This window comes from Pseudomonas sp. PA-7-1E (genome assembly GCF_021605325.1).
Classification (GTDB): Bacteria; Pseudomonadota; Gammaproteobacteria; order Pseudomonadales; family Pseudomonadaceae; genus Aquipseudomonas; species Aquipseudomonas fluorescens_BV.
Genome location: NZ_WKFA01000015.1, coordinates 58,884 through 78,846 on the forward strand (window position 1 = coordinate 58,884; position 19,963 = coordinate 78,846).

At 58.9% G+C, this 19,963-nt stretch carries 20 protein-coding genes and 2 pseudogenes; 9 read left to right on the forward strand and 13 right to left on the reverse strand.

Annotation, left to right across the window (positions count from 1 at the left end; all coding sequences use genetic code 11):
- Positions 1-103: 103 nt before the first annotated feature.
- The 4 genes from GIW79_RS12635 to argH all read right to left on the reverse strand — a co-directional run bounded on the left by GIW79_RS12635 (position 104) and on the right by argH (position 4,206).
- Positions 104-925: an ABC transporter substrate-binding protein gene (locus tag GIW79_RS12635; RefSeq protein WP_057975149.1), complete on the reverse strand. Its 822-nt coding sequence runs from the start codon at positions 923-925 to the stop codon at positions 104-106.
- A 25-nt stretch (positions 926-950) separates the two neighbouring features.
- On the reverse strand, positions 951-1,715 hold the full coding sequence (locus GIW79_RS12640) for an amino acid ABC transporter ATP-binding protein (RefSeq protein WP_003193648.1): 765 nt from the start codon (positions 1,713-1,715) through the stop codon (positions 951-953).
- A gap of 24 nt (positions 1,716-1,739) precedes the next feature.
- Complete coding sequence (locus GIW79_RS12645; RefSeq protein WP_197901223.1) at positions 1,740-2,618, reverse strand: amino acid ABC transporter permease; 879 nt, start codon at positions 2,616-2,618, stop codon at positions 1,740-1,742.
- Positions 2,619-2,778: 160 nt separating this feature from the next.
- The gene (argH, locus tag GIW79_RS12650; protein ID WP_236454935.1) at positions 2,779-4,206 is read right to left on the reverse strand and encodes an argininosuccinate lyase; all 1,428 of its coding nucleotides are present in this window, start codon (positions 4,204-4,206) and stop codon (positions 2,779-2,781) included.
- A gap of 193 nt (positions 4,207-4,399) precedes the next feature.
- On the opposite strand from argH, the gene GIW79_RS12655 reads away from it, so the two are divergent.
- The gene (locus GIW79_RS12655; protein WP_089042446.1) at positions 4,400-5,359 is read left to right on the forward strand and encodes a LysR family transcriptional regulator; all 960 of its coding nucleotides are present in this window, start codon (positions 4,400-4,402) and stop codon (positions 5,357-5,359) included.
- 96 nt (positions 5,360-5,455) lie between these two features.
- Here GIW79_RS12655 and GIW79_RS12660 read toward each other — a convergent pair whose 3' ends face one another.
- Positions 5,456-6,103 carry an HAD-IB family hydrolase gene (locus GIW79_RS12660; RefSeq protein WP_236454949.1) on the reverse strand — a complete coding sequence of 216 codons (648 nt, stop codon included), beginning with the start codon at positions 6,101-6,103 and terminating at the stop codon, positions 5,456-5,458.
- 380 nt (positions 6,104-6,483) lie between these two features.
- Here GIW79_RS12660 and GIW79_RS12665 point away from each other — a divergent pair.
- The 3 genes and pseudogenes from GIW79_RS12665 to GIW79_RS12675 all read left to right on the forward strand — a co-directional run bounded on the left by GIW79_RS12665 (position 6,484) and on the right by GIW79_RS12675 (position 7,968).
- A pseudogene (locus tag GIW79_RS12665) lies at positions 6,484-6,968 on the forward strand (Hcp family type VI secretion system effector).
- On the forward strand, positions 6,965-7,675 hold the full coding sequence (locus GIW79_RS12670) for a DUF4225 domain-containing protein (protein WP_236454937.1): 711 nt from the start codon (positions 6,965-6,967) through the stop codon (positions 7,673-7,675). The pseudogene GIW79_RS12665 and the gene GIW79_RS12670 overlap by 4 nt, the downstream one beginning before the upstream one ends.
- Positions 7,672-7,968: a hypothetical protein gene (locus GIW79_RS12675; protein WP_054918287.1), complete on the forward strand. Its 297-nt coding sequence runs from the start codon at positions 7,672-7,674 to the stop codon at positions 7,966-7,968. The genes GIW79_RS12670 and GIW79_RS12675 overlap by 4 nt, the downstream gene beginning before the upstream one ends.
- Positions 7,969-8,107: 139 nt before the next feature.
- Here the strand turns inward: GIW79_RS12675 and GIW79_RS12680 are convergent.
- Positions 8,108-8,280: pseudogene (locus tag GIW79_RS12680) on the reverse strand (HNH endonuclease); the annotation flags it as partial.
- Positions 8,281-8,347: 67 nt separating this feature from the next.
- Entirely contained in the window at positions 8,348-9,598 is a 1,251-nt protein-coding gene (locus tag GIW79_RS12685) for a ribonucleotide-diphosphate reductase subunit beta (protein ID WP_032892020.1), read from the reverse strand.
- Between the two features lie 377 nt (positions 9,599-9,975).
- Between GIW79_RS12685 and GIW79_RS12690 the strand changes: the two genes are divergently transcribed.
- Positions 9,976-10,191, forward strand: a complete 216-nt coding sequence (locus tag GIW79_RS12690) for a TOBE domain-containing protein (protein ID WP_003173733.1) — start codon at positions 9,976-9,978, stop codon at positions 10,189-10,191.
- 54 nt (positions 10,192-10,245) lie between these two features.
- Here GIW79_RS12690 and GIW79_RS12695 read toward each other — a convergent pair whose 3' ends face one another.
- Positions 10,246-11,391 carry a MalY/PatB family protein gene (locus tag GIW79_RS12695; protein ID WP_197901221.1) on the reverse strand — a complete coding sequence of 382 codons (1,146 nt, stop codon included), beginning with the start codon at positions 11,389-11,391 and terminating at the stop codon, positions 10,246-10,248.
- Between the two features lie 201 nt (positions 11,392-11,592).
- On the opposite strand from GIW79_RS12695, the gene ggt reads away from it, so the two are divergent.
- Positions 11,593-13,317 carry a gamma-glutamyltransferase gene (ggt, locus tag GIW79_RS12700; protein WP_236452690.1) on the forward strand — a complete coding sequence of 575 codons (1,725 nt, stop codon included), beginning with the start codon at positions 11,593-11,595 and terminating at the stop codon, positions 13,315-13,317.
- Positions 13,318-13,428: 111 nt separating this feature from the next.
- Here the strand turns inward: ggt and GIW79_RS12705 are convergent, their stop codons facing one another.
- The 3 genes from GIW79_RS12705 to GIW79_RS12715 form a co-directional block, all read right to left on the reverse strand.
- Positions 13,429-13,959 (reverse strand): AAA family ATPase, encoded by a 531-nt coding sequence (locus GIW79_RS12705; RefSeq protein ID WP_197901219.1) that lies wholly within the window; start codon positions 13,957-13,959, stop codon positions 13,429-13,431.
- Positions 13,956-14,519 (reverse strand): nicotinamide riboside transporter PnuC, encoded by a 564-nt coding sequence (pnuC, locus tag GIW79_RS12710; protein WP_054895940.1) that lies wholly within the window; start codon positions 14,517-14,519, stop codon positions 13,956-13,958. Before pnuC ends, GIW79_RS12705 begins: the two co-directional genes overlap by 4 nt.
- A 200-nt stretch (positions 14,520-14,719) precedes the next feature.
- The gene (locus GIW79_RS12715; RefSeq protein WP_236452691.1) at positions 14,720-16,354 is read right to left on the reverse strand and encodes a methyl-accepting chemotaxis protein; all 1,635 of its coding nucleotides are present in this window, start codon (positions 16,352-16,354) and stop codon (positions 14,720-14,722) included.
- Between the two features lie 226 nt (positions 16,355-16,580).
- On the opposite strand from GIW79_RS12715, the gene GIW79_RS12720 reads away from it, so the two are divergent.
- Positions 16,581-17,411 carry an undecaprenyl-diphosphate phosphatase gene (locus GIW79_RS12720; protein ID WP_236452692.1) on the forward strand — a complete coding sequence of 277 codons (831 nt, stop codon included), beginning with the start codon at positions 16,581-16,583 and terminating at the stop codon, positions 17,409-17,411.
- Positions 17,408-17,791, forward strand: coding sequence for a DUF1294 domain-containing protein (locus tag GIW79_RS12725; RefSeq protein WP_197880389.1), 384 nt, complete (start codon positions 17,408-17,410; stop codon positions 17,789-17,791). Before GIW79_RS12720 ends, GIW79_RS12725 begins: the two co-directional genes overlap by 4 nt.
- Here the strand turns inward: GIW79_RS12725 and GIW79_RS12730 are convergent.
- Positions 17,780-18,136, reverse strand: a complete 357-nt coding sequence (locus tag GIW79_RS12730; protein WP_054895937.1) for an MmcQ/YjbR family DNA-binding protein — start codon at positions 18,134-18,136, stop codon at positions 17,780-17,782. The genes GIW79_RS12725 and GIW79_RS12730 overlap by 12 nt on opposite strands.
- Positions 18,133-19,041: a LysR substrate-binding domain-containing protein gene (locus GIW79_RS12735; protein ID WP_014718355.1), complete on the reverse strand. Its 909-nt coding sequence runs from the start codon at positions 19,039-19,041 to the stop codon at positions 18,133-18,135. Before GIW79_RS12735 ends, GIW79_RS12730 begins: the two co-directional genes overlap by 4 nt.
- Positions 19,042-19,166: 125 nt before the next feature.
- On the opposite strand from GIW79_RS12735, the gene GIW79_RS12740 reads away from it, so the two are divergent.
- Complete coding sequence (locus tag GIW79_RS12740; protein ID WP_034127345.1) at positions 19,167-19,778, forward strand: FMN-dependent NADH-azoreductase; 612 nt, start codon at positions 19,167-19,169, stop codon at positions 19,776-19,778.
- Positions 19,779-19,963 lie beyond the last annotated feature (185 nt).

Consider the following 19,963-nt stretch of genomic DNA (forward strand, 5'->3'; position numbering starts at 1 on the left):
TGTGAGAGCTGGCTTGCCTGCGATAGCGGTAGGCCAGTTTGCATCGTCATTGGCTGATCTACCGCTATCGCAGGCAAGCCAGCTCCCACAGGTTTTGCGGTGTTTACTGGCCCGCGTTTATGCTTATTTTCTCGACCGCGCCCTGCTCCAGATCCCACTTTTTCAAGATCTTGCCGTAAGTCCCGTCATCAATCATGCCCTGCAATGCCTCACTGATCGCCGTGACCAACTCGGTATTGCTCTTCTCAATCCCAAGCCCGGTGAATTGCTTGGAAATCGCCAGGCCCACCGGCTTGTACTTGCCTTTGTCCAGCGACATCAAATAAGGAATGGTCTCGCTGCCCTGCATCGCCGCATCCAGGCGGTTCTGCTGCAACTGCGCCCGGGCATCTGCCGAGCCTTCGGTGCCGATCACCACGATTGCCGGCTTACCCGCCGCTTCGCAGTTTGCCTTGCTCCAGGCGGTAATTTCAGACGGCCAGGTGGTGCGGCGGCTGGTGCCGACTTTTTTACCGCACAGGTCGGTCAATTCCTTGATCTCTTCGCGCTTGGCCAAAGTGTAGAGCTGCGGGCCGCTGGTGAAGTAGTCGATGAAGGTCACGGCTTTCTGGCGCTCGGCGGTATCGGTCATGCCCGACAGCACGATGTCCACGCGCTTGGTGGTCAGGCCGCTGAGCATCTGTTCGAAGCCGGTTTCCTGCCATTTGATCTTCACGCCCAGTCGCTCGGCCAGGGCGTTGCCCAGGTCGAAATCGAAACCGGTGAGTTTGTTGGTGGCCGGGTCCTTGAAGTCCATCGGCGGGTAGTTCGGCACGATGGCCGCGCTGATCTCACCCTTGTCCTTGATGGCTTGCGGCAAGGCCGCGAATACACACGAGGAGGCCATCAGGCCTGCAAGCAAGGTAGGGATAAATATCTTCTTCATAGGGGCGTTCTCGTTAGTTTTTTAGTTAAGTGCGAACGGCAGAAATAAAGCTTTGGGTACGCGGGTTTTGTGGGCTTATTAGAATGTCTTCCGGGCTGCCGGCTTCCACAATCTGGCCGGCGTCCATAAACACCATGCGGTTGGACACTTCGCGAGCGAAGCCCAATTCATGGGTGACCACGATCATGGTCATGCCGGTGGTGGCCAAATCGCGCATCACCGACAGCACTTCGCCTACCAGCTCCGGGTCGAGGGCTGAGGTGGGTTCGTCAAACAGCATCAACTTGGGGCGCATCGCCAAGGCCCGGGCAATTGCCACACGCTGTTGCTGGCCGCCGGACAACTCCACCGGGTAGGCATTGCGCTTATCCGCCAGGCCAACGCGGGCCAGCAGTTCCAGCGCATCTTCGATGGCTTCCTTGGGCGAGCGCTTGAGCACCTGGCACGGGCCTTCGATGATGTTTTGCAACACAGTCATGTGCGGGAACAAATTGAACCGCTGGAACACCATGCCGGTGGCCAGGCGCTGGCGGGCGATCTGCGCTTCGTTCATCTCGTGCAGCTTGTTTCCGACCACTCGATAACCAACCAATTCGCCATCGACCCACAGGCCGCCCTTGTCGATCTTTTCCAGCTGATTGACGCAACGCAGCAGGGTACTTTTGCCCGAGCCGGACGGGCCGATGATGCACATCACCTCGCCTTGCTCGACCTCGATATTGATGTCACGCAGGGCGTGATACTGGTCGTAATACTTGTTCAGGTTGACAGCCTTGACGATGCTTCTCATGGGGCAAATCTCCTCAACCCAGGCTTACGAACGCTTGCCGGCGCCGCGGGCAAAACGACGCTCGAGGCGGCTTTGACCAAATGAAAGAACAGTCACCACCGCCAGGTACCAGATGCCCGCCACAATCAGCAACTCCATCACCCGGGCGTTGGCGTAGTAGATGTTTTGCGCGTTGTGCAGCAGTTCCGAGTACTGGATCACACTGGCCAGGCTGGTCATTTTCACCATGCTGATGAACTCGTTGCCTACGGGCGGGATGATCACGCGCATCGCCTGCGGGAGAATGATCCTGCGCAGCGCCTGCAGGCTCGGCATGCCGATGGACTTGGCCGCCTCGTATTGGCCGGTGTCCACCGACAGCAAGCCGGCACGCACCACTTCAGCGGTGTAGGCGCCCTGGTTGATGCTCAAGCCGAGCAGGGCGGCCACGAATGGCGTCATCAGGTCCACGGTGTCGATGCTGAACAGGCCCGGAATCGTGATCACCGGGAAGATCAACGCCAGGTTGAACCACAGCAGCAGCTGCAAAATCAGCGGTGTACCGCGAAACAACCAGGTATAGGTGATGGCCACGTAACGCAGGATCGGGTTGGCCGACATGCGCATGATCGCCGTGATCACTCCGATCACTACGCCCAATGCCATCGCCAGGATCGACATGACGATGGTGTTCACCAGGCCCCAGAGGATGGCTTGCGACGTAAGGAACTGGCCAATGTAGGACCATTCGATCTGGCCATTGGCAAACGCGCGCAACAGCGCCGCCAACGCAATCACGATCAGGGTGGCAAAAAACATCCGCCCGTAATAGCGCCGCGGCACATGCTCGTACTGGGTGATATCGAACTGGTTTTCGGACAACTTGCGCTCGGCTTCCAAGCGCTCGGCCGGGGTTTGGTTCATGCTGCTACTCCAAAATTTATTCTTGATGCGTGATCGTTCCCACGCTCCGCGTGGGAACGCCGCCTCGGACGTCCGCGTCCCGCCGTTGGCGCGTAACGTGACGACGCGGAGCGTCACGGGATGCATTCCCACGCAGTGCGTGGGAACGATCGTCACCGGCTTAAATCCGAAATCCTTGATAACTTTCAGTCCACTTTTGCTGAGCCGCCAACGCCATCTTCAACCGTCCAATCTGCTCCTTCACCCGCTCCGGCGCCGTCCCACCCCACCCACTACGCGCCGCAATCGCCGCCTCCAGGGTCAGGCAGTCGCGCACGTCCGGGGTGAGTCGCCCATCCACCTCGGCCAACATCGCCGGTGAGGCTTGCCACAACTCAATCTCATGCTGCTCACAGGCCTGCACCAGCGCGCCGGTAATCTCATGGGTCTCCTTGAACGGCACACCACGGGTGGCCAACCAATCCGCCACCTCAGTCGCCAAGGTAAAGCCCATTGGTGCCTGGCGCCGCAACTCCTCTACCTGCACCTTCATGGTCGCCACCATCCCGGCCATCGCCGGCAACACCAGCAGCAAGGTGTCCACGCTATCCAACACGCTGTGCTTGTCTTCACTCAAGTCACGGTTGTAGGACAGCGGCAACGACTTGAGCGTCGACATCAGCCCGGTCAGGTTGCCGATCAAACGCCCGGCCTTGCCCCGCGCCAATTCGGCAATGTCCGGGTTCTTTTTCTGCGGCATGATTGAACTGCCGGTGGCGTAGGCATCGTCCAGCACTACCCAGCGAAACTGGCGCGACGACCACAGGCAAAACTCCTCCGACAGCCGCGAAATATTCACCCCGAGCATGCCGGCCACAAACAGGAACTCCGCCACATGGTCACGGCTGGCGACAGCGTCGATGGAGTTTTCGCATGGCCCGGTGTAGCCCATTTCCCTGGCCGAGTGCTCTGGCTGACGCGCTATCGCCGAACCTGCCATGGCGGCCGCGCCCAACGGCGACAGGGCCGTACGCGCATCCCAATCCACCAGGCGCTGCACATCGCGCAGCATCGACTGCGCGTGGGCCAGCAAGTGATGGGCAAACACAATGGGTTGCGCCTGCTGCAAATGGGTGAAGCCCGGGCAGATGCTCTGCACATGTTGCTCGGCCTGCTCAACCAGCGCCTGCTGCAAACCCAGCACCTCGTTGGCGATGGTGCGCGCATGGTCGCGCAGGAACAGGCGCAGATCATTGGCCGTCTGGTCATTGCGCGAGCGTCCGGCACGCAACTTGCCGCCCAGGGCGCCCAGGCGCTCGGTCAATACGCGTTCGATAAAGGTGTGTACGTCCTCGTCATCCAGGGTGGGATGTAGGCGCCCGGCGGCAAAATCCTCACCGATGCGGTCCAGGGCCTCGAGGGTACGCAAAGTCTCCGACTCATCCAGCAACCCAGCGCGCTGCAACTCACGGGCATGGGCGCGGGAGCCGGCCAGGTCGTAGGGCGTCAGGCGAAAATAGCGCTCAGGGCAACGCGACAACGCGGCCAACGCCGCAGACGGACCGGTCTTGAAACGAGCGCCCCAAAGGCGGTCGGTGGGCTGGGACATGGGTATTCCTCACGCTTGTTTTAAGAAGAGTCGGAGGCAGTTTCAACAGAAGTTTATCGGTGTAGAACCGGCATCTGACGCGCCGTATTCAAGGTTGCCAAGGGCGGATGTTTATGTTCATTATCGCCGCCTGGCTATGTTCAAGGATTGGGTTCAAGCCTGTTGAATATGGCACTCGAGGTCAACGCGCATTATGGAAACCCCACTTTCCACTTCTGGAAACCTGCCGCCAAAACCCGGCACACGAGCACCGCTGCAACTGAGTGGGCTGGACTTCAAATTGCTGCGGGTATTTATGGCCGTGGTCGAAGCCGGCGGCTTCAGTGCTGCGCAAAACGAGCTGAACGTGGGCCTGGCGGCCATCAGCAAACAGATCTCCGACCTGGAGATTCGCATCGGCATGCGCCTGTGCACACGGGGCCGCGAAGGGTTCGGGCTGACCGAAGAAGGCAAGTTGGTGTATCAAGCATCCATCGAGTTATTTACCTCAGTGGACAGTTTTCGCGACAAACTTAGTTCGGCGCAAAACGAACTGATCGGCGACCTGAGTGTGGGCGTTATCGATAACACCGTCTCCGACGTTAACTCCCCGTTGATTACCGCCCTGGGCAACTTACATCGCCAATCGCCAAAAATAAGATTGCGCCTACATGCCTCGCAATTGGACGAAGTTGAGCGTGGAGTAGTGGAGGGGCGCCTGGTCGCCGGCATCGTCCCGGTGTACCAACGCCGTGAAGAATTCGACTACTTCCCGCTCTACGAAGAAAAGGCCCACGCCTACTGCGCCGTAGGGCATCCCTTGTTCACTGCGAGCGACATCACCCCCGATGCGCTTCGCCAATACGAAGTGGTGAACCATCGGTATGCGATCCATCGCGACAAGGCCAACTTCGTCAACCACGACAGCCAGTCCGCCTCGGCCTCACAAGTGGAAGCCGTCGCCATCCTGATCCTTACCGGCCGCTTCCTGGGCTTCCTGCCAGAACACTACGCCACGCCACTGGTAAGGGAAGGGCGCCTGCGCGCACTGTGCCCAGAGCAGGTTCATTTAAGCACCGCGTTCAACCTGATCCTGCGCCACAACGCGCCACGGAGCCCGATGGTCAAAGCCTTCGCCACAGCCTTGAGCGTGGACCTCAAAGCTACGACATAGCTCTCCCGAGCTACGCAGATCAAATGTGGGAGCTGTCGAGCCCGAGCGAGGCTGCGATGGGATCGCCTCGGTCTCCCCGCCAACCTCACCCCCGCATCACCGCTGCAACCGAGCTCGCTTTTTCTTCTTCGCATGAAAATGCCGAAAATGCGCATCCTGCGCCGCAGCCAGCAACTCTCGATCCCCGCGCGTATCGCCCCAGGCCCTGAGCCGATACTCCCCCAGGTCGCCATACACCGCCTCAAGCCGCAGCACCTTATTCTCACAACGGCAATTATTCCCAGTGAGCTTGCCGGTCAGCACCCCATCCACCACCTCAAGTTCAGTGCCGATCAAACGAATGCCAAGCCGGTCGGCAAACGGCTGCAACACCAACGCCGGCGACGCCGAACACAGCGTCACCACCGCCCCCGAGCCCAACTCCTGCTCCACCGACAACACCCCCGCCGGGCGCATCAACCGCGCCCAATTGCGCTGGCAATACTCCTCGGCTTTCTGCTGCACCCACGTCTTCTCCACCCCAGTCATAAAGGTGCGAATCAACTGCGCCTTCAACTCATCCCGGCTGATCTGCCGCACCAAAAAACGTAGCCCCGGCACCGCCAGCTTGACCATCCGGCCATAAAACTCACCGGTGCCAAAGGCAAACTTGAGAAAGGGCACGAAACTGTCGTGGTGGGTGAGGGTGCCGTCGAAGTCAAAGACGGAAAGTACTTTGGCGTCTGCGGGGCCGGCTTCGAGCATGTCTGGGTTCACGGGTGGTCCTTATCAGGTAGGGCGGTTTCATAGCGTTGTGACTGGCGCTTGCCTGCCGGGGTTCAGGTTGACGGTTCAGCCTGGTCGCTGCGGGTCAGCCTCTGCGCTCTTTTGTGTGCGTGCGACGGTCCATGCGTTTATGGCGATACGAGTTTACTACCCCTGAGCCAGGAGTGGGGCTTCCGAGGTTCCGGCACGCTCATTCGAGAGCGAGTGCAGTTAGGTCTTACAAGTGTTTTGGCCGACTGATTGGAGTGTGGGTTAAATTTCCTACATACCACTCGCACCACTTAAAGCGAACTTTCCGATATTTCCTATTTGCTATTTTTTCGTATGGTAAATGCCAAAAACAACAAGGCGTTAACCCTATGGCAAACCACGGCTACATGACCATCAGCGGCAAATCCCAAGGTCTGATTTCTGCAAAGTGTTCGACTCAAGACTCTATCGGCAACAAGTGGCAGGAGGGGCACTGCGAGAGATAATGGTGCTGTCCTTCCACCATAATATGGCCAACAGGGGCAACGTCAGGGCGTCGAGTCATGGGCCGATTGCCATTACCAAAAATATCGATAAATCGTCACCCTTGCTGGCGGTAGCGCTCTCCAACAGGGAAGAGCTCAACTGCGTCATCAATTTTTATCGGATCGCCCAATCGGGCTGGCATGAAAAATACTACAGCGTCGATATTCGAGGCTGCATCATCACCGACCTCACTGTTGACGTACCGCATTCTGTTTTGCATATTGATGCAGAGGCACAAGAGCATGTTGCGCTTAAATATCGTGAAATAATCTGGACTCATCATCAGGCGGGAACAAGTGGCTTCAGTACTTGGGAGACAGGCCGGTGAACATAAATGAAGAACGGAAGCCTACCTTTCAAGACCTTTGGGTGGTTAGTCAGGCTGCGGCGTATCTGACTAACCAGGCTTGTACGATAAGTGCTCGGAATATTAATGATGGGATTGTTCGGCTGCAATTCAATCGTGAGGTGGCTTATTACGCTCGGAGTATTGTTAGGGAAGTTGAGGACGGCAGAAAAACTGTTGATCAGGGATTGAAAGAAATAAAGCACGAACAAGAAAGCCTCCTAAACCAATCCCTGGAGGTGGGGAGGAAAGGCATCGGGGTTATCGCAGGCGCACTTCAGTTTGCGACGGGGGCAGGAATTTGCTACGCCTCAGTCGGTACGCTGTGTTTGCTGGCGGGCATCCCGATTATGGCGCACGGCGCTAATAACATGTATGAAAATGGTAGGAATATGCTTGAGGGGCATTCCGATACAGTTGGACCGGTCAGAACTGGATATCGCGGCGCAGCACAGTCCCTCGGGTATGGCGAAAGTGGAGGTGATTTAGCCTATGGTGGCACGGATATGATTATGTCTTTTTATAGTCTACGTAGGCTTGTATTGAAGCCGGATGCTTGGCGTTTGTTCAGATATATAAGGTCAGATAAGGAGAGGGCTTACAAAAGAATGGGGATGTTTCCATTAGGTGTTGAGGTTTATATTGATTATGAGACAGGGACGCAGATGTATCAGGGGGTGGTAGATTGATTGTGTTCTATGCTCTTGTTTTTGTGGTTTTTGGTGTGGTCGGTGCGTATGCCTTAAGGGCTAGGCTTTCGGGGGAAGGTCTTAATACCTTGAAGTTATTTTTATGTGTGATATTTAACGGTTTTTTTGTCGTGTCCTATATTGAGGTGATTAAGTATGGCGAGTTTCCTTTTTTTGGGATTAGGACTGATTTTATTATTCAATATCCCATCATCGAGTGGATTGCCTTTTTCGGCATATTGGCTCACGGATTTGCACTTCCGGTGAAGTGGGAGGTCAGGCGCTGGTTTTGAACGAAAAAAGAGAGTGTGGGCTTGTCGGAGGCAGAGAGTACTCAGGCCTTAGGTTCGGCTTCGAGCATGTCTGGGTACACGGGTTGGCCTAGGTCCTATCTAATAGTATTAAGCATGCATCAGCTATGACAACAGGAGCCTACTCCCGTGCCAGTCCTCCGATCTTGGCGTAAAGCCTTTCGCTAAAAGCCTCCCGACCACTCGACCGATGACAACGCTGATGGCAATCGGGCACAAGGCTACAGCATTGGTGATGCGATCCGAACCCTTCTGGGCTAGGTGCTTGACGTGATGGACTTCAAGAAATAGCAAATTCCTTTTTTACCGACGAAAAAAAAGCCCTGAACATGCCAGGGCTTCCTTTAGTGCTTAGTCCGGATCAATCCCAGCTCAGCGCGCCGCCGGTCTGATACTCGATCACACGGGTCTCGAAGAAGTTCTTCTCTTTCTTCAAGTCCATGATCTCGCTCATCCACGGGAACGGGTTAGTCGTGCCTGGGTACTCTTCCTTCAAGCCGATCTGCGACAGGCGACGGTTAGCGATGAACTTGAGGTAATCCTCCATCATCGCCGCATTCATGCCCAGCACCCCACGAGGCATGGTATCCCGCGCATATTCGATCTCCAGCTGCGTCCCTTGCAGGATCATCTGGGTCGCTTCTTCTTTCATCTCGGCATCCCACAAGTGTGGGTTTTCGATTTTGATCTGGTTGATCACGTCGATACCGAAGTTCAGGTGCATCGACTCATCGCGCAGGATGTACTGGAACTGCTCGGCCACGCCGGTCATTTTGTTGCGGCGACCCATGGACAGGATCTGGGTGAAGCCGCAGTAGAAGAAGATGCCTTCCAGCACGCAGTAGTAGGCGACCAGGTTGCGCAGCAGCTCTTTGTCGGTGTCGACGGTGCCGGTTTCGAACTTCGGATCGGAGATCGAGCGGGTGTACTTCAGGCCCCAGGCGGCCTTTTTGGCCACCGATGGAATCTCGTGGTACATGTTGAAGATCTCGCCTTCATCCATGGCCAGCGATTCGATGCAGTACTGGTAGGCGTGGGTGTGGATCGCTTCTTCGAAGGCCTGGCGCAGGATGTACTGGCGGCACTCCGGGTTGGTGATCAGGCGGTACACGGCCAGCACCAGGTTGTTGGCTACCAGGGAGTCGGCGGTGGAGAAGAAGCCCAGGTTGCGCATGACGATACGGCGTTCGTCATCGGTCAGGCCTTCGGGGTTTTTCCACAGGGCGATGTCGGCGGTCATGTTGACCTCTTGCGGCATCCAGTGGTTGGCGCAGCCGTCGAGGTACTTCTGCCAGGCCCAGTCGTACTTGAATGGCACGAGTTGGTTGAGGTCGGCGCGGCAGTTGATCATGCGCTTTTCGTCAACGGCGACGCGGGCGGAGGCGCCTTCGAGTTCGGCGAGGCCTTCGGCGACGTCGAGTTTGTCCAGGGCGGCCTTGGCGCGCACGATGGCGGCGGAGTCGTTGGCGGTGACGGCGCGGGCTTCCACGGCGGCAGCGGCGCCGGCACCGTCGAGGCGGTCCATGTTGGCTTCGGTGGCGTGGCCGGCGTTGGCGCCTTTGATCACCGCTGCACCGGTGTCTTCGTTGTCGACTTCATCCCAACTCAGCATTGAAATACTCCCTTCTGATCCGTTCTGACGGTGTTCAACCCGTCCAAAAAATGTGCGATTTGCAGGCTACCAGGCATTGAAATACTGCGCTGAGTGTGGTCGGCAAATACCGATTCTGCACACTATGTAGTGGTCTGTTTTGTTTGTGGGCACACTATATGGTGTGTAACAAGGTTGGTCAACGCACAAGATGTGCGGTTATAAGTCGCTGCCGAACGTTGGGCGCCGGGCAGATGGGAGGCGAAGAATATTTACTTCATATATCTTTATAGAATAGATAAATAGATATTTATTCCTTTTAATCTTTTCTATCGAGGCGCAATTTGAGGGCCTGCGCATTCGTGCGGATTGACCCAACAGCCAAAAGGAAAGCCGACATGACCATCAAAGCGATCAACGTGCGCAACCAGTTCAAAGGCGTGATCAAGGAGATTCTATTGGGGGAAGTGGTGTCGGAAATCGACGTACAAACCGCGTCTGGCATTGTGACGTCGGTGATTACCACACGTTCGGTGCGTGATCTGGAATTGAAGGTGGGCAGTGAAGTGATTGCCTTCGTGAAATCGACTGAAGTGTCCATCGCCAAGTTGTGAATGAATAATGTGGGAGGGGATTGCCTGCCCTCCCACGAATGCTCCACCGGGAGGTTAGCGCTGGCGCAAGGCTCGTTCCATGCGCTGTATCCCTTCCTCCAGCATCGCCCGTGGGCAACCGAAATTCAGGCGCACGAACTGTTGGCTGTCATCACCGAATTCGATCCCCGCGCTCAGGCCGACCTTGGCCTGCTCAAGGAAAAACTGCTGCGGGTCATCCAGGCCAAGAGCGCTGCAATCGAGCCACGCCAGGAAGGTGCCCTGTGGTGCATGCATCACCACACCAGGCAAGCGGGTCTTTACTGCATCGAGCAGGTAGTCACGGTTGGCCTGCAGGTACTGCAACAGCGCGCTGAGCCAGTCGGCGCATTCGCTGTAGGCGGCACGGGTGGCTTCCAGGCCCAGGGGGCTGACGCTGTCGACCATGCCGCAGCGCGCGTTATTGAAACGCTCGCGCACTGCCGCGTTCTGGACCACCGCAAAGCAGGTCTTCAAGCCGGCCACGTTATAAGCCTTGCTCGCCGACATCAGGGTGATGGTGCGCTGGGCAATCTCGGGGCTGAGGCTGGCGGTGGGGATGTGGCGACGGCCGTCGAAGCACAGCTCGGCGTGGATCTCGTCGCTGATGATCAGCGCGCCAGCTTCCAGGCAGGCATTGGCTACCGCCGTCAGTTCCTCCCGGGGAAATACCTTGCCGATGGGGTTGTGCGGATTACTCAGCAGCAACGCACCGGCACCGCTCAATGCCTGGCGCATCGCAGGCATAGGCGTGACGTATTCGCCGTTGATCAACTCGAACGGCATTTCGATGCGTGGCAGATTCCAGTTGCCCGGCGCCAGGCGAATCGGCCGGTAGTTGGGGGTTTGCAGCACCACCGCCTGGCCGGGCTGGACGAATGCGTGCAGGGCCATATTGAAGCCAGGCTCGACGCCGGGCAGGAACAACAGTTCTTCGGGCTGCACGCGCCAGGCGTACTTGGCCCACAGGTCAGCGACGATGGCGTCGCGCACGTCCGGGCCGGCCACGCTGTAGCCGAGAATCTGCTGGTCCAGGCGCGCGTGCAGGGCGCGCAAAATGGCGGGCGGCGCGGCGATGTCCATGTCGGCGATCCACATCGGCAGAACGTCTTGCGGGTAACGGCTCCACTTGGTACTGCCGGTATCGAAGCGTGGGTGGATCGTGTCGAAATCAAAGCTCATGGACAGGCTCGTATCAGGGCGGCGGCGAAAGAATGGCGCCGATTCTAGCGCCATTAATTTTATAGGCCAGAGCTGATTGCCGCCTTGCACAGCGGTGTGCGTTCCATGACCGACAAGTTCTGTAATAAAAACGCCATTGCGCTGGGGATTGAATCAGCGAGGGGCTATTTTGGTGCATCTCAATAATCAGAGTAGCCATGGATGAAATACCAACCCTTGAGTCACACCTTGATTGCTACCGCGCTGGTATTAACGATCAACGGGGTGCATGCAGCTTCCCAAGCCCCGGTTGCGGGTGAAAATGGCATGGTGGTCACGGCCCAGCACCTGGCAACCCATGTGGGGGTCGATGTGCTCAAGGCCGGCGGCAACGCGGTCGATGCGGCGGTGGCAGTGGGTTACGCACTGGCGGTGGTGTACCCGGCGGCGGGCAACCTGGGCGGTGGCGGTTTCATGACGGTGCAACTGGCGGACGGGCGCAAGACCTTCCTCGACTTCCGCGAAAAAGCCCCGTTGGCGGCGACGGCCGATATGTACCTCGACAAGGCCGGCAATGTGGTCGAGGGCCTCAGCGCCAAAGGCCATTTGGCGGTCGGCGTACCAGGCACGGTGTCCGGCATGGAGCTGGCCCTGAGCAAATACGGCACCCTCAAGCGCGCCCAAGTGATTGCCCCGGCGATCAAGCTGGCGGAAAACGGCTTTGCGCTGGAGCAGGGCGATATCGACCTGTTGCACACCGCCACCGGTGAGTTCGAAAAAGACCAGGATATGCGTGGCATCTTCCTGCATAACGGCGAGCCGATGCAGGTAGGCCAGAAGCTGGTGCAGAAGGACCTGGCCAAGACCCTCAAGGAAATCTCGGCCAAGGGCACCGACGGTTTCTATAAAGGCTGGGTCGCCAAGGCGGTAGTGGATTCCAGCCAGGCCGGCAAAGGCATCATCACCCAGGCCGACCTCGACGCCTACAAAACCCGCGAACTGGCCCCCATCGAATGCGACTACCGTGGCTACCATGTGGTCTCGGCGCCGCCACCCAGCTCCGGCGGTGTGGTGATCTGCCAGATCATGAACATCCCCGAAGGCTACCCGATGGCCGATCTGGGCTATCACTCGGCCCAGGGCCTGCACTACCAGATCGAAGCGATGCGCCACGCCTACGTGGACCGCAACAGCTATCTCGGTGACCCGGACTTCGTGAAGAACCCCATCGAGCATCTGCTGGACAAGAACTACGCGGCCAAGCTACGTGCGGCGATCGAACCGCAAAAGGCCGGTGATTCCCAGGCAATCAAACCGGGTGTATCGCCCCATGAAGGCAATAACACCACCCACTATTCCATCGTCGACAAATGGGGCAACGCGGTCTCGGTGACCTATACCCTCAACGACTGGTTTGGTGCCGGGGTGATGGCGAGCAAGACCGGGGTGATTCTCAACGATGAAATGGACGACTTCACCGTCAAGGTCGGCGTGCCGAACATGTACGGGCTGGTACAGGGCGAAGCCAACGCCATCGCACCGGGCAAGGCGCCGCTGTCGTCGATGAGCCCGACCATCGTCACCAAGGACGGCAAGGCGGTGATGGTGGTCGGTACACCGGGGGGCAGCCGCATCATCACTGCCACCTTGCTGACCATCCTGAATGTCATCGACTACAAGATGAATATCCAGGAAGCCGTGGACGCGCCGCGCTTCCACCAGCAGTGGATGCCTGAGACCACCAACCTTGAGACGTTTGCCGTGAGCCCGGATACCCAGAAGATTCTCGAGAGCTGGGGCCATAAGTTTGCAGGTCCGCAAGATGCCAACCATTTGGCGGCGATCCTGGTCGGTGCGCCTGCTCTGGATGGCAAGCCGGTGGGTAACAACCGTTTCTATGGGGCCAATGACCCGCGACGCAATACGGGGTTGTCGTTGGGCTACTAAAGCTTCACACCGTTGGTGTAGGAGCGAGCTTGCTCGCGAAGATCGTTAACGATAACGCGGGGTGCCTGATTCACAGCGGCGCACTCCGGTTTTTCGCGAGCAAGCTCGCTCCTACAGGGGGAAGGCGAGCAACTGCTTGACGGCGGTAAATGCCGCCTGGCGGCGCTGCTCCCAATCCCCGCCAATCACCACCAGCGGCTGTCGATGCTCCTGCATCCACTCCAGGCTGGCCTGAAAAAACGCCCGGCGATCCGCCAGTTCCGGCTGGCAGCGCTGGCCGTCGGCACTCCATTCCACATCCTCGGGTGAGAGCAGCAGGTGCAGGTCGTAATGCCGCGCCAGAAGTTCGTCATCAAGCCAGCCGGGATAGTCGCCGAACAGGGTCTGGCTCCAGAGCTTGTTGGTCAGCAGGTGGGTGTCGAGGATCAGCAAGGCGGGGCGTTTGGCGCGGGCGGCATCCTCCCAGGCCAACTGGCCCTGGGCAATGGCCGGGATATCCGCCAGGGTGGTGTCGCGCTGATGCTGATCGATGAAGTACCGCACATATTCCCCCACCATCAACCCGCCGAAGCGCGCGTGCAACTGCGCCGCCAGCCAGCTCTTGCCGCTGGATTCGGGGCCCGCCAATACCACCACTTTCATGTGCGCAACGCCGGGTCGGCGCGCCACTCGCGCCAGCCTTGCACGGCAATCACGGTAAACAATGCATAGAGTGCAGCCGTGAGATAGAGGCCTTTGTAGAGGAACAGACCGACGAAGATCACATCCACCACAATCCACAACGGCCAGCACTGCACGCGTTTTTGCGCCATCCACATCTGCGCGACCAGGCTGAAGCCGGTGAGGGCGGCGTCGAGCCAGGGCTGGGCGGCGTCAGTCCAGTGGGCCATGGCGGCGCCCAGCAGCAGACTGCCGACGGCGCCCACAGCCAGGCTGGCCATGATTGCCGGCGCTTTCAGGCTGGTGACCTGGCGGCCTTGCTTGACCTCGCCAGCGCGGGTCCACTGCCACCAACCGTAAACTTGCAGCGCCGCGTAGACCACTTGCAGCAGCATGTCCGAGTAGAGCTTGACCTCGAAAAACACCCAGGTGTAGAGCAACACCATCACCAGGCCGATGGGCCAGCACCAGGGGTTTTGTTTGACCGTCAGCCAGACAGCGATCACCCCCAGGGCGGCGGCGAACAGTTCAAGCCCGGACATGGCGGATCCTTGGGAGAGTGGGAGAGGGCGGTGATTGTACCCAGAGCTAACCGATCATCAAACATAGCAATGCGTCATTGCCCTCTGCAGGAGCGAGCTTGCTCGCGAAGATCGTCAAGGTTACCGCGTATTGTCTGAATAACCGCGGTGCCTATGGGTTTTTCGCGAGCAAGCTCGCTCCTACAAAAGGCTAATCAGCGCTAGATTCGGAATTGGCGCAGCAACCCATCAAGCTGCTCACTCAAGCCACGCAACTGCGCACTCGCCACGCTCGATTGCTCCGCCGCCAGCGCCGTGCTATGGGACAGCCCGGCCGCTTGGGTGACGTTCTGGTTGATGTCTTCCACCACATGGGCCTGCTGCAGGGTGGCGCTGGCAATCGAGGCGTTCAGGCCGTTGAGGTTGTGCAGTGCCTGGCCGATGGCGGTGAGGCTTGCACCGGCCTGGCCGGCTTGCTCGATGGTCAGTTGCGAGGCGCTGTGGCTGTCGCTGATGACCTTGACCGCCGCTTCCGAGTGACCTTGCAGGCGCTCGATCATTACCTGGATCTCGGCGGTGGATTTCTGCGTGCGCTGGGCCAGCAGCCGCACCTCATCGGCGACCACCGCAAACCCACGGCCTTGCTCCCCGGCGCGGGCGGCTTCGATGGCGGCGTTGAGGGCGAGCAGGTTGGTCTGGTCGGCGATGGAGCGGATCACCTCCAGTACCCCGCCGATCTGCGTGCTTTCGCTGGAGAGTGTGCGGATCACCTCCACAGCCTGGCTGATGGTGGTGGAGAGCTGGTCGATCTGCTGCAAGCTGCCGTCGATGTTGACCTGGCCCTGTTGTGCCTGGGCCTGGGCATCGCGCATTTCGCTGGCGGCGTGTTCGGCATTCTTCGCTACGTCCTGCACGCCGTAAGTGACTTCATTGATGGCGGTGGCCACCAGTTCCATCTGCTGCGATTGCTGCTGGCTGCGGTCATGGGCCTGGCTGGCGTTGTGGCCCAGCTCGGTGGACGACTGGCCCAGGGCGTTCGCGCACACCTGCAACTGGCCGACAACCTGGCGCAGCTTGGCGGTGAAGCTATTGAAGTGCTGGGCCAGTGCGGTCAGTTCGTCACGACCGTGGGTGTCGAGGCTGTGGGTCAGGTCGCTTTCGCCGCTGGCGATATTGCCCATGGCATTCACCGCCGCCTGCAACGGCTGCACGATGCTGCGAGCGATCAACACCACCAGCAGGGCCATCATCAACGCAATGCCCAGGCCAATGGCCGAGGCTTTCCACACCTGGCCCCTGAATTCAGCCTGTACATCGTCGACGTAGACGCCGGAGCCGATAATCCAGCCCCAGGGTTCGAACAGTTGGATGTACGAGGTTTTCTCTACCGGCGCTTCGGCGCCGGGTTTCGGCCAGCGGTAGTTGACGATGCCGGCGCCCTTGGCCTTGGCCAGGCTCACGAATTCGTTGAACACGGCGAAACCGTCCGGGTCGCGAATTGCCGAGAGGTTCTGACCGTCGAGCTTGGGGTTGGCCGCGTGCATGATCATCACGGGGGTGAGGTCGTTGATCCAGAAGTAATCATCGTGGTCATAACGCAGGCCGCGCACCGCGCTCAAGGCCTGTTGTTGCGCGGCGTCGCGGGTCAGTACGCCGGTTTTTTCCAGGTTCTGGTAATAGCTGAGTACGCCACTGGCGGTCTGTACCACGTGCTGGGTCTGCTGGCGCTTGGCCTGGTAGAGGTCGCCGTGGATCTGGTTGAGCATCAACAGCCCCAAGGCCAGCAGCATCAACACGGCGACTATCAGGATCAGCCAAAGGCGGCGGCTGATCGACATGCTGCGCAAACTGTTCATCGTCCTGTCACTCCCTGCTCTTTATAATTGTGGTGCTGCTTCGAGATTTCCGGCGTGTCTGATAGGCTTTCGGCCCGGAATCGAAAAACCTGAGTACTGCCTGATTTTTCACGGAATTTTTGCAGACCGGCGTTGAGAATCAACTGCGGGCGCTTGTGTGCGCTCGTCGTCAGTGAACTTAAAAAAGACTAAGAGGCATGCCGCGCGCATGACCTTTGGAGACAACATGGATTTTTGGACCGCCATACAGGCATTGATTCTCGGCATCGTCGAGGGGCTTACGGAGTTCTTGCCGATCTCCAGCACTGGCCACCAGATCATCGTCGCCGACCTGATCAATTTTGGCGGCGAGCGTTTCGAAGCCTTCAATATCATCATCCAGTTGGGCGCGATCCTGGCGGTAGTCTGGGAGTTTCGGCGCAAGATCTTTGACGTGGTCATCGGCTTGCCGACTCAGCCCAAGGCCCGGCGCTTTACCGTCAACCTGATCATCGCCGTGTTGCCGGCGGTGGTACTGGGGGTGATTTTTGCCGACCTGATCAAGCACTACCTGTTTAACCCGATCACTGTAGCGACTGCCCTGGTAGTGGGGGGCGTGATCATGTTGTGGGCCGAGCGCCGTCAACATGCAGTGCGGGCTGAAACCGTCGACGACATCACCTGGAAAGACGCCCTCAAGGTCGGCCTGGCCCAGTGCCTGGCGATGATCCCGGGCACTTCGCGCTCCGGTGCAACGATCATCGGCGGCCTGTTGTTCGGCCTGTCGCGCAAGACAGCTACCGAGTTCTCGTTCTTCCTGGCGATGCCGACCATGGTCGGTGCGGCGGTGTACTCGGGCTATAAATACCGTGACCTGTTCCAGCCCGCGGACCTGCCGGTGTTCGCCATTGGCTTTGTCACCTCGTTCATCTTCGCCATGATTGCGGTCAAGGCCCTGCTCAAGTTCATCGCCAGCCACAGCTACGCGGCGTTTGCCTGGTACCGGATTGCGTTCGGCCTGGTGATCCTGGTGACCTGGCAGTTCGGCTGGATCGACTGGACTGCGGTCAAGCCATGACTATCCAGCACCCACGCCTGAAGGCGCTGATCTTTGTACTGCTGTGTGCCGCGCCGCTGCTGGGCTCGGCGTTGCTGTGGTATCGCGGCGAAACGGTAATTCCGTTGATGGCCTATGGCGCGGTCAGCGTGGTTGCGTTCTTCTTGTACTGGAGCGATAAGCGCAAGGCGCAGACCGAAGGCTGGCGCACCCCGGAAAACATCCTGCATGCGGTGGAGTTGGCGGGCGGTTGGCCGGGGGCGTTGATAGCCCAGCAGGTGTTCCGGCACAAGACGCGCAAGGTGTCTTACCAGGTGTTGTTCTGGGTGATTGTGCTGTTGCACCAGGTGTTCTGGCTGGACCAGCTGTTCCTCGGCGGCACCTTGCTGTCAATCCTCTAGCCGCAAGCCAATCTGTGTGCGCTTGGGCAGCTTGCTCACCACCAACTGGTGGGAGCGCTGCAACAGGCCACGCAGTTCCTCTGCGCCCAAAGGGTAGGGCGTGTTCATGATGACCCACTGCGCCCTCGCCAGGTAAGGCGCCGGGTGAATGCCCGGGCGGTCGACGTGACCCAGGAACAGTTCTTTGTCGACCTTGAAGGCCAGCGACTCACCGCGCAGGTTCTGCAAGGCGAACATCTTGTTGCCAGCAACCGAAAACACCCGCACGCCACCCCATTTATAGTCTTCCCGTGCGCCTGGCAGGCTCAGGCAAAAACGTGCGACTTGTTCTTCCGTCATGCTCATAGCAGCCGATCTCCACAGCCTTTGAAGCCTTCTTCCAGATAGTCGATCCAGGCCCGGATGGCCGGCAGCACGCCGCGCCGGTGCGGGTATACCGCCTGCAGCCAGCCGCCTGGCAATGACCATTGCGGCAGCAGTTGCACCAGCCGGCCGCTGGCCAGTTCTTCTTCGCAGTACATCATTGGCAGCACCGTAAAGCCCACGCCCATCATTGCGCTGGCCTTGCGCACGATAAAGTCTTCGATGCCCAGGCGCGCCTCCATCACTAGCTCATGCATGTTGCCCTGGGGGTCGATGATGCGTTGGTGCACCATTCGGTCCGCCTCGAGTGCGCCAAGGATTGGCAACTGCTTGAGGTCTTCCAGGGTTTCGACCCGCCGCTCACGCATGAAAACGGGGCTGGCCACCAGCACGGTATGCGCCTGGCGCAGGCGTTTGGTGACCAGCAACGGGTCTTCGTCGCCCAGTTCGCGTACGCGCAGCGCTACATCAATGCCTTCGGCCACCAGGTCGACGCGGCGATTCACCAGGGTCATGTCCAACTGCACCAACGGGTGCGCGGCCAAAAAACCGGCTACCAGCTCCGGCAGGATCTGCTGGGCCAGGCCCACCGGGCAACTGACCCGCAAGCGCCCCCGTGGTTCGCTGGACATACTGGCCACGGCCTCGTCGGCCATTTCCGCTTCAAGCAGCATGGCCTGGCAGTGGCGCAGGTAGCGTTCGCCGACGGCGGTGAGCGTCAGTTGCCGGGTGGTGCGTTGCAGCAAGCGTGCACCCAGGCGGTCTTCCAGTTCGGCAATGCGCCGTGAAAGCCTGGATTTGGGAATGCCGAGCAGCCGGCCAGCCGCAGCAAAACCGCCGGCTTCGACGACTTTGGCGAAATAGTAGAGGTCGTTGAGGTCTTGCATGGTGGGCCTATTGTCCTGTCAGTGGGACAAACTATCGCATTTCAGCTGGCTTATCGACCATTGGTTTCATGCGTAGCATCACCACCATCTGATCGCCACTGTCGATCCCACCTCGGAGATCCATCATGAAACTGTTGCACATCGATTCCAGCATCCTCGGCGACAACTCGGCCTCCCGTCAGCTCAGCGCCGGTGTGGTCAAGGCATGGCAAGCCGCGCAGCCGGGTGTGGAAGTGACCTACCGCGACCTCGCCAGCGAAGGCATCAACCATTTCTCCGGCGCTACCTTGGGCGCATTGGGCACTGCTGCGGAACTGCGCGATGCGGCGCAAAAGCACGAGGCTGAACTGAGTGCATCGTCGCTGGCTGAATTCCTCGCCGCCGATGCTGTGGTAGTCGGTGCGCCGATGTACAACTTCACCATCCCAACCCAATTGAAAGCCTGGATCGACCGCATCGCAGTGGCCGGCCAGACCTTCCGTTACTCCGAAGCCGGCCCTGAAGGCCTGTGCGGCAACAAGAAAGTCATTATTGTCTCCACCGCCGGCGGCCTGCATGCCGACCAAGCCTCGGGCGCTGCCCACGAAGGCTACTTGAAACTGCTGTTCGGCTTCCTGGGCATCACCGACATTGAGATCGTGCGCGCTGAAGGCCTGGCCTACGGTGATGAAGTGCGCAGCAAAGCCATGAGCGACGCCAACGTGCGCATCAACGAGCAACTGTTCGCCGCTGCGTAAGGCTTATGTAAATTTGCCCTGTCCTCGGTTTCATTCTGAAACCGAGCGCCTAAACTCTGTACTCTGATCGCCTGAACGCGAGCGGGGTACGGAGTTTTTTCGTTGTGGCCCAGGTTATGCACACATCCCTGCGATACCCTGGACTTTTTATTCGACAGGCCGGTTCTTGTGCAGCAAAGGTGGAC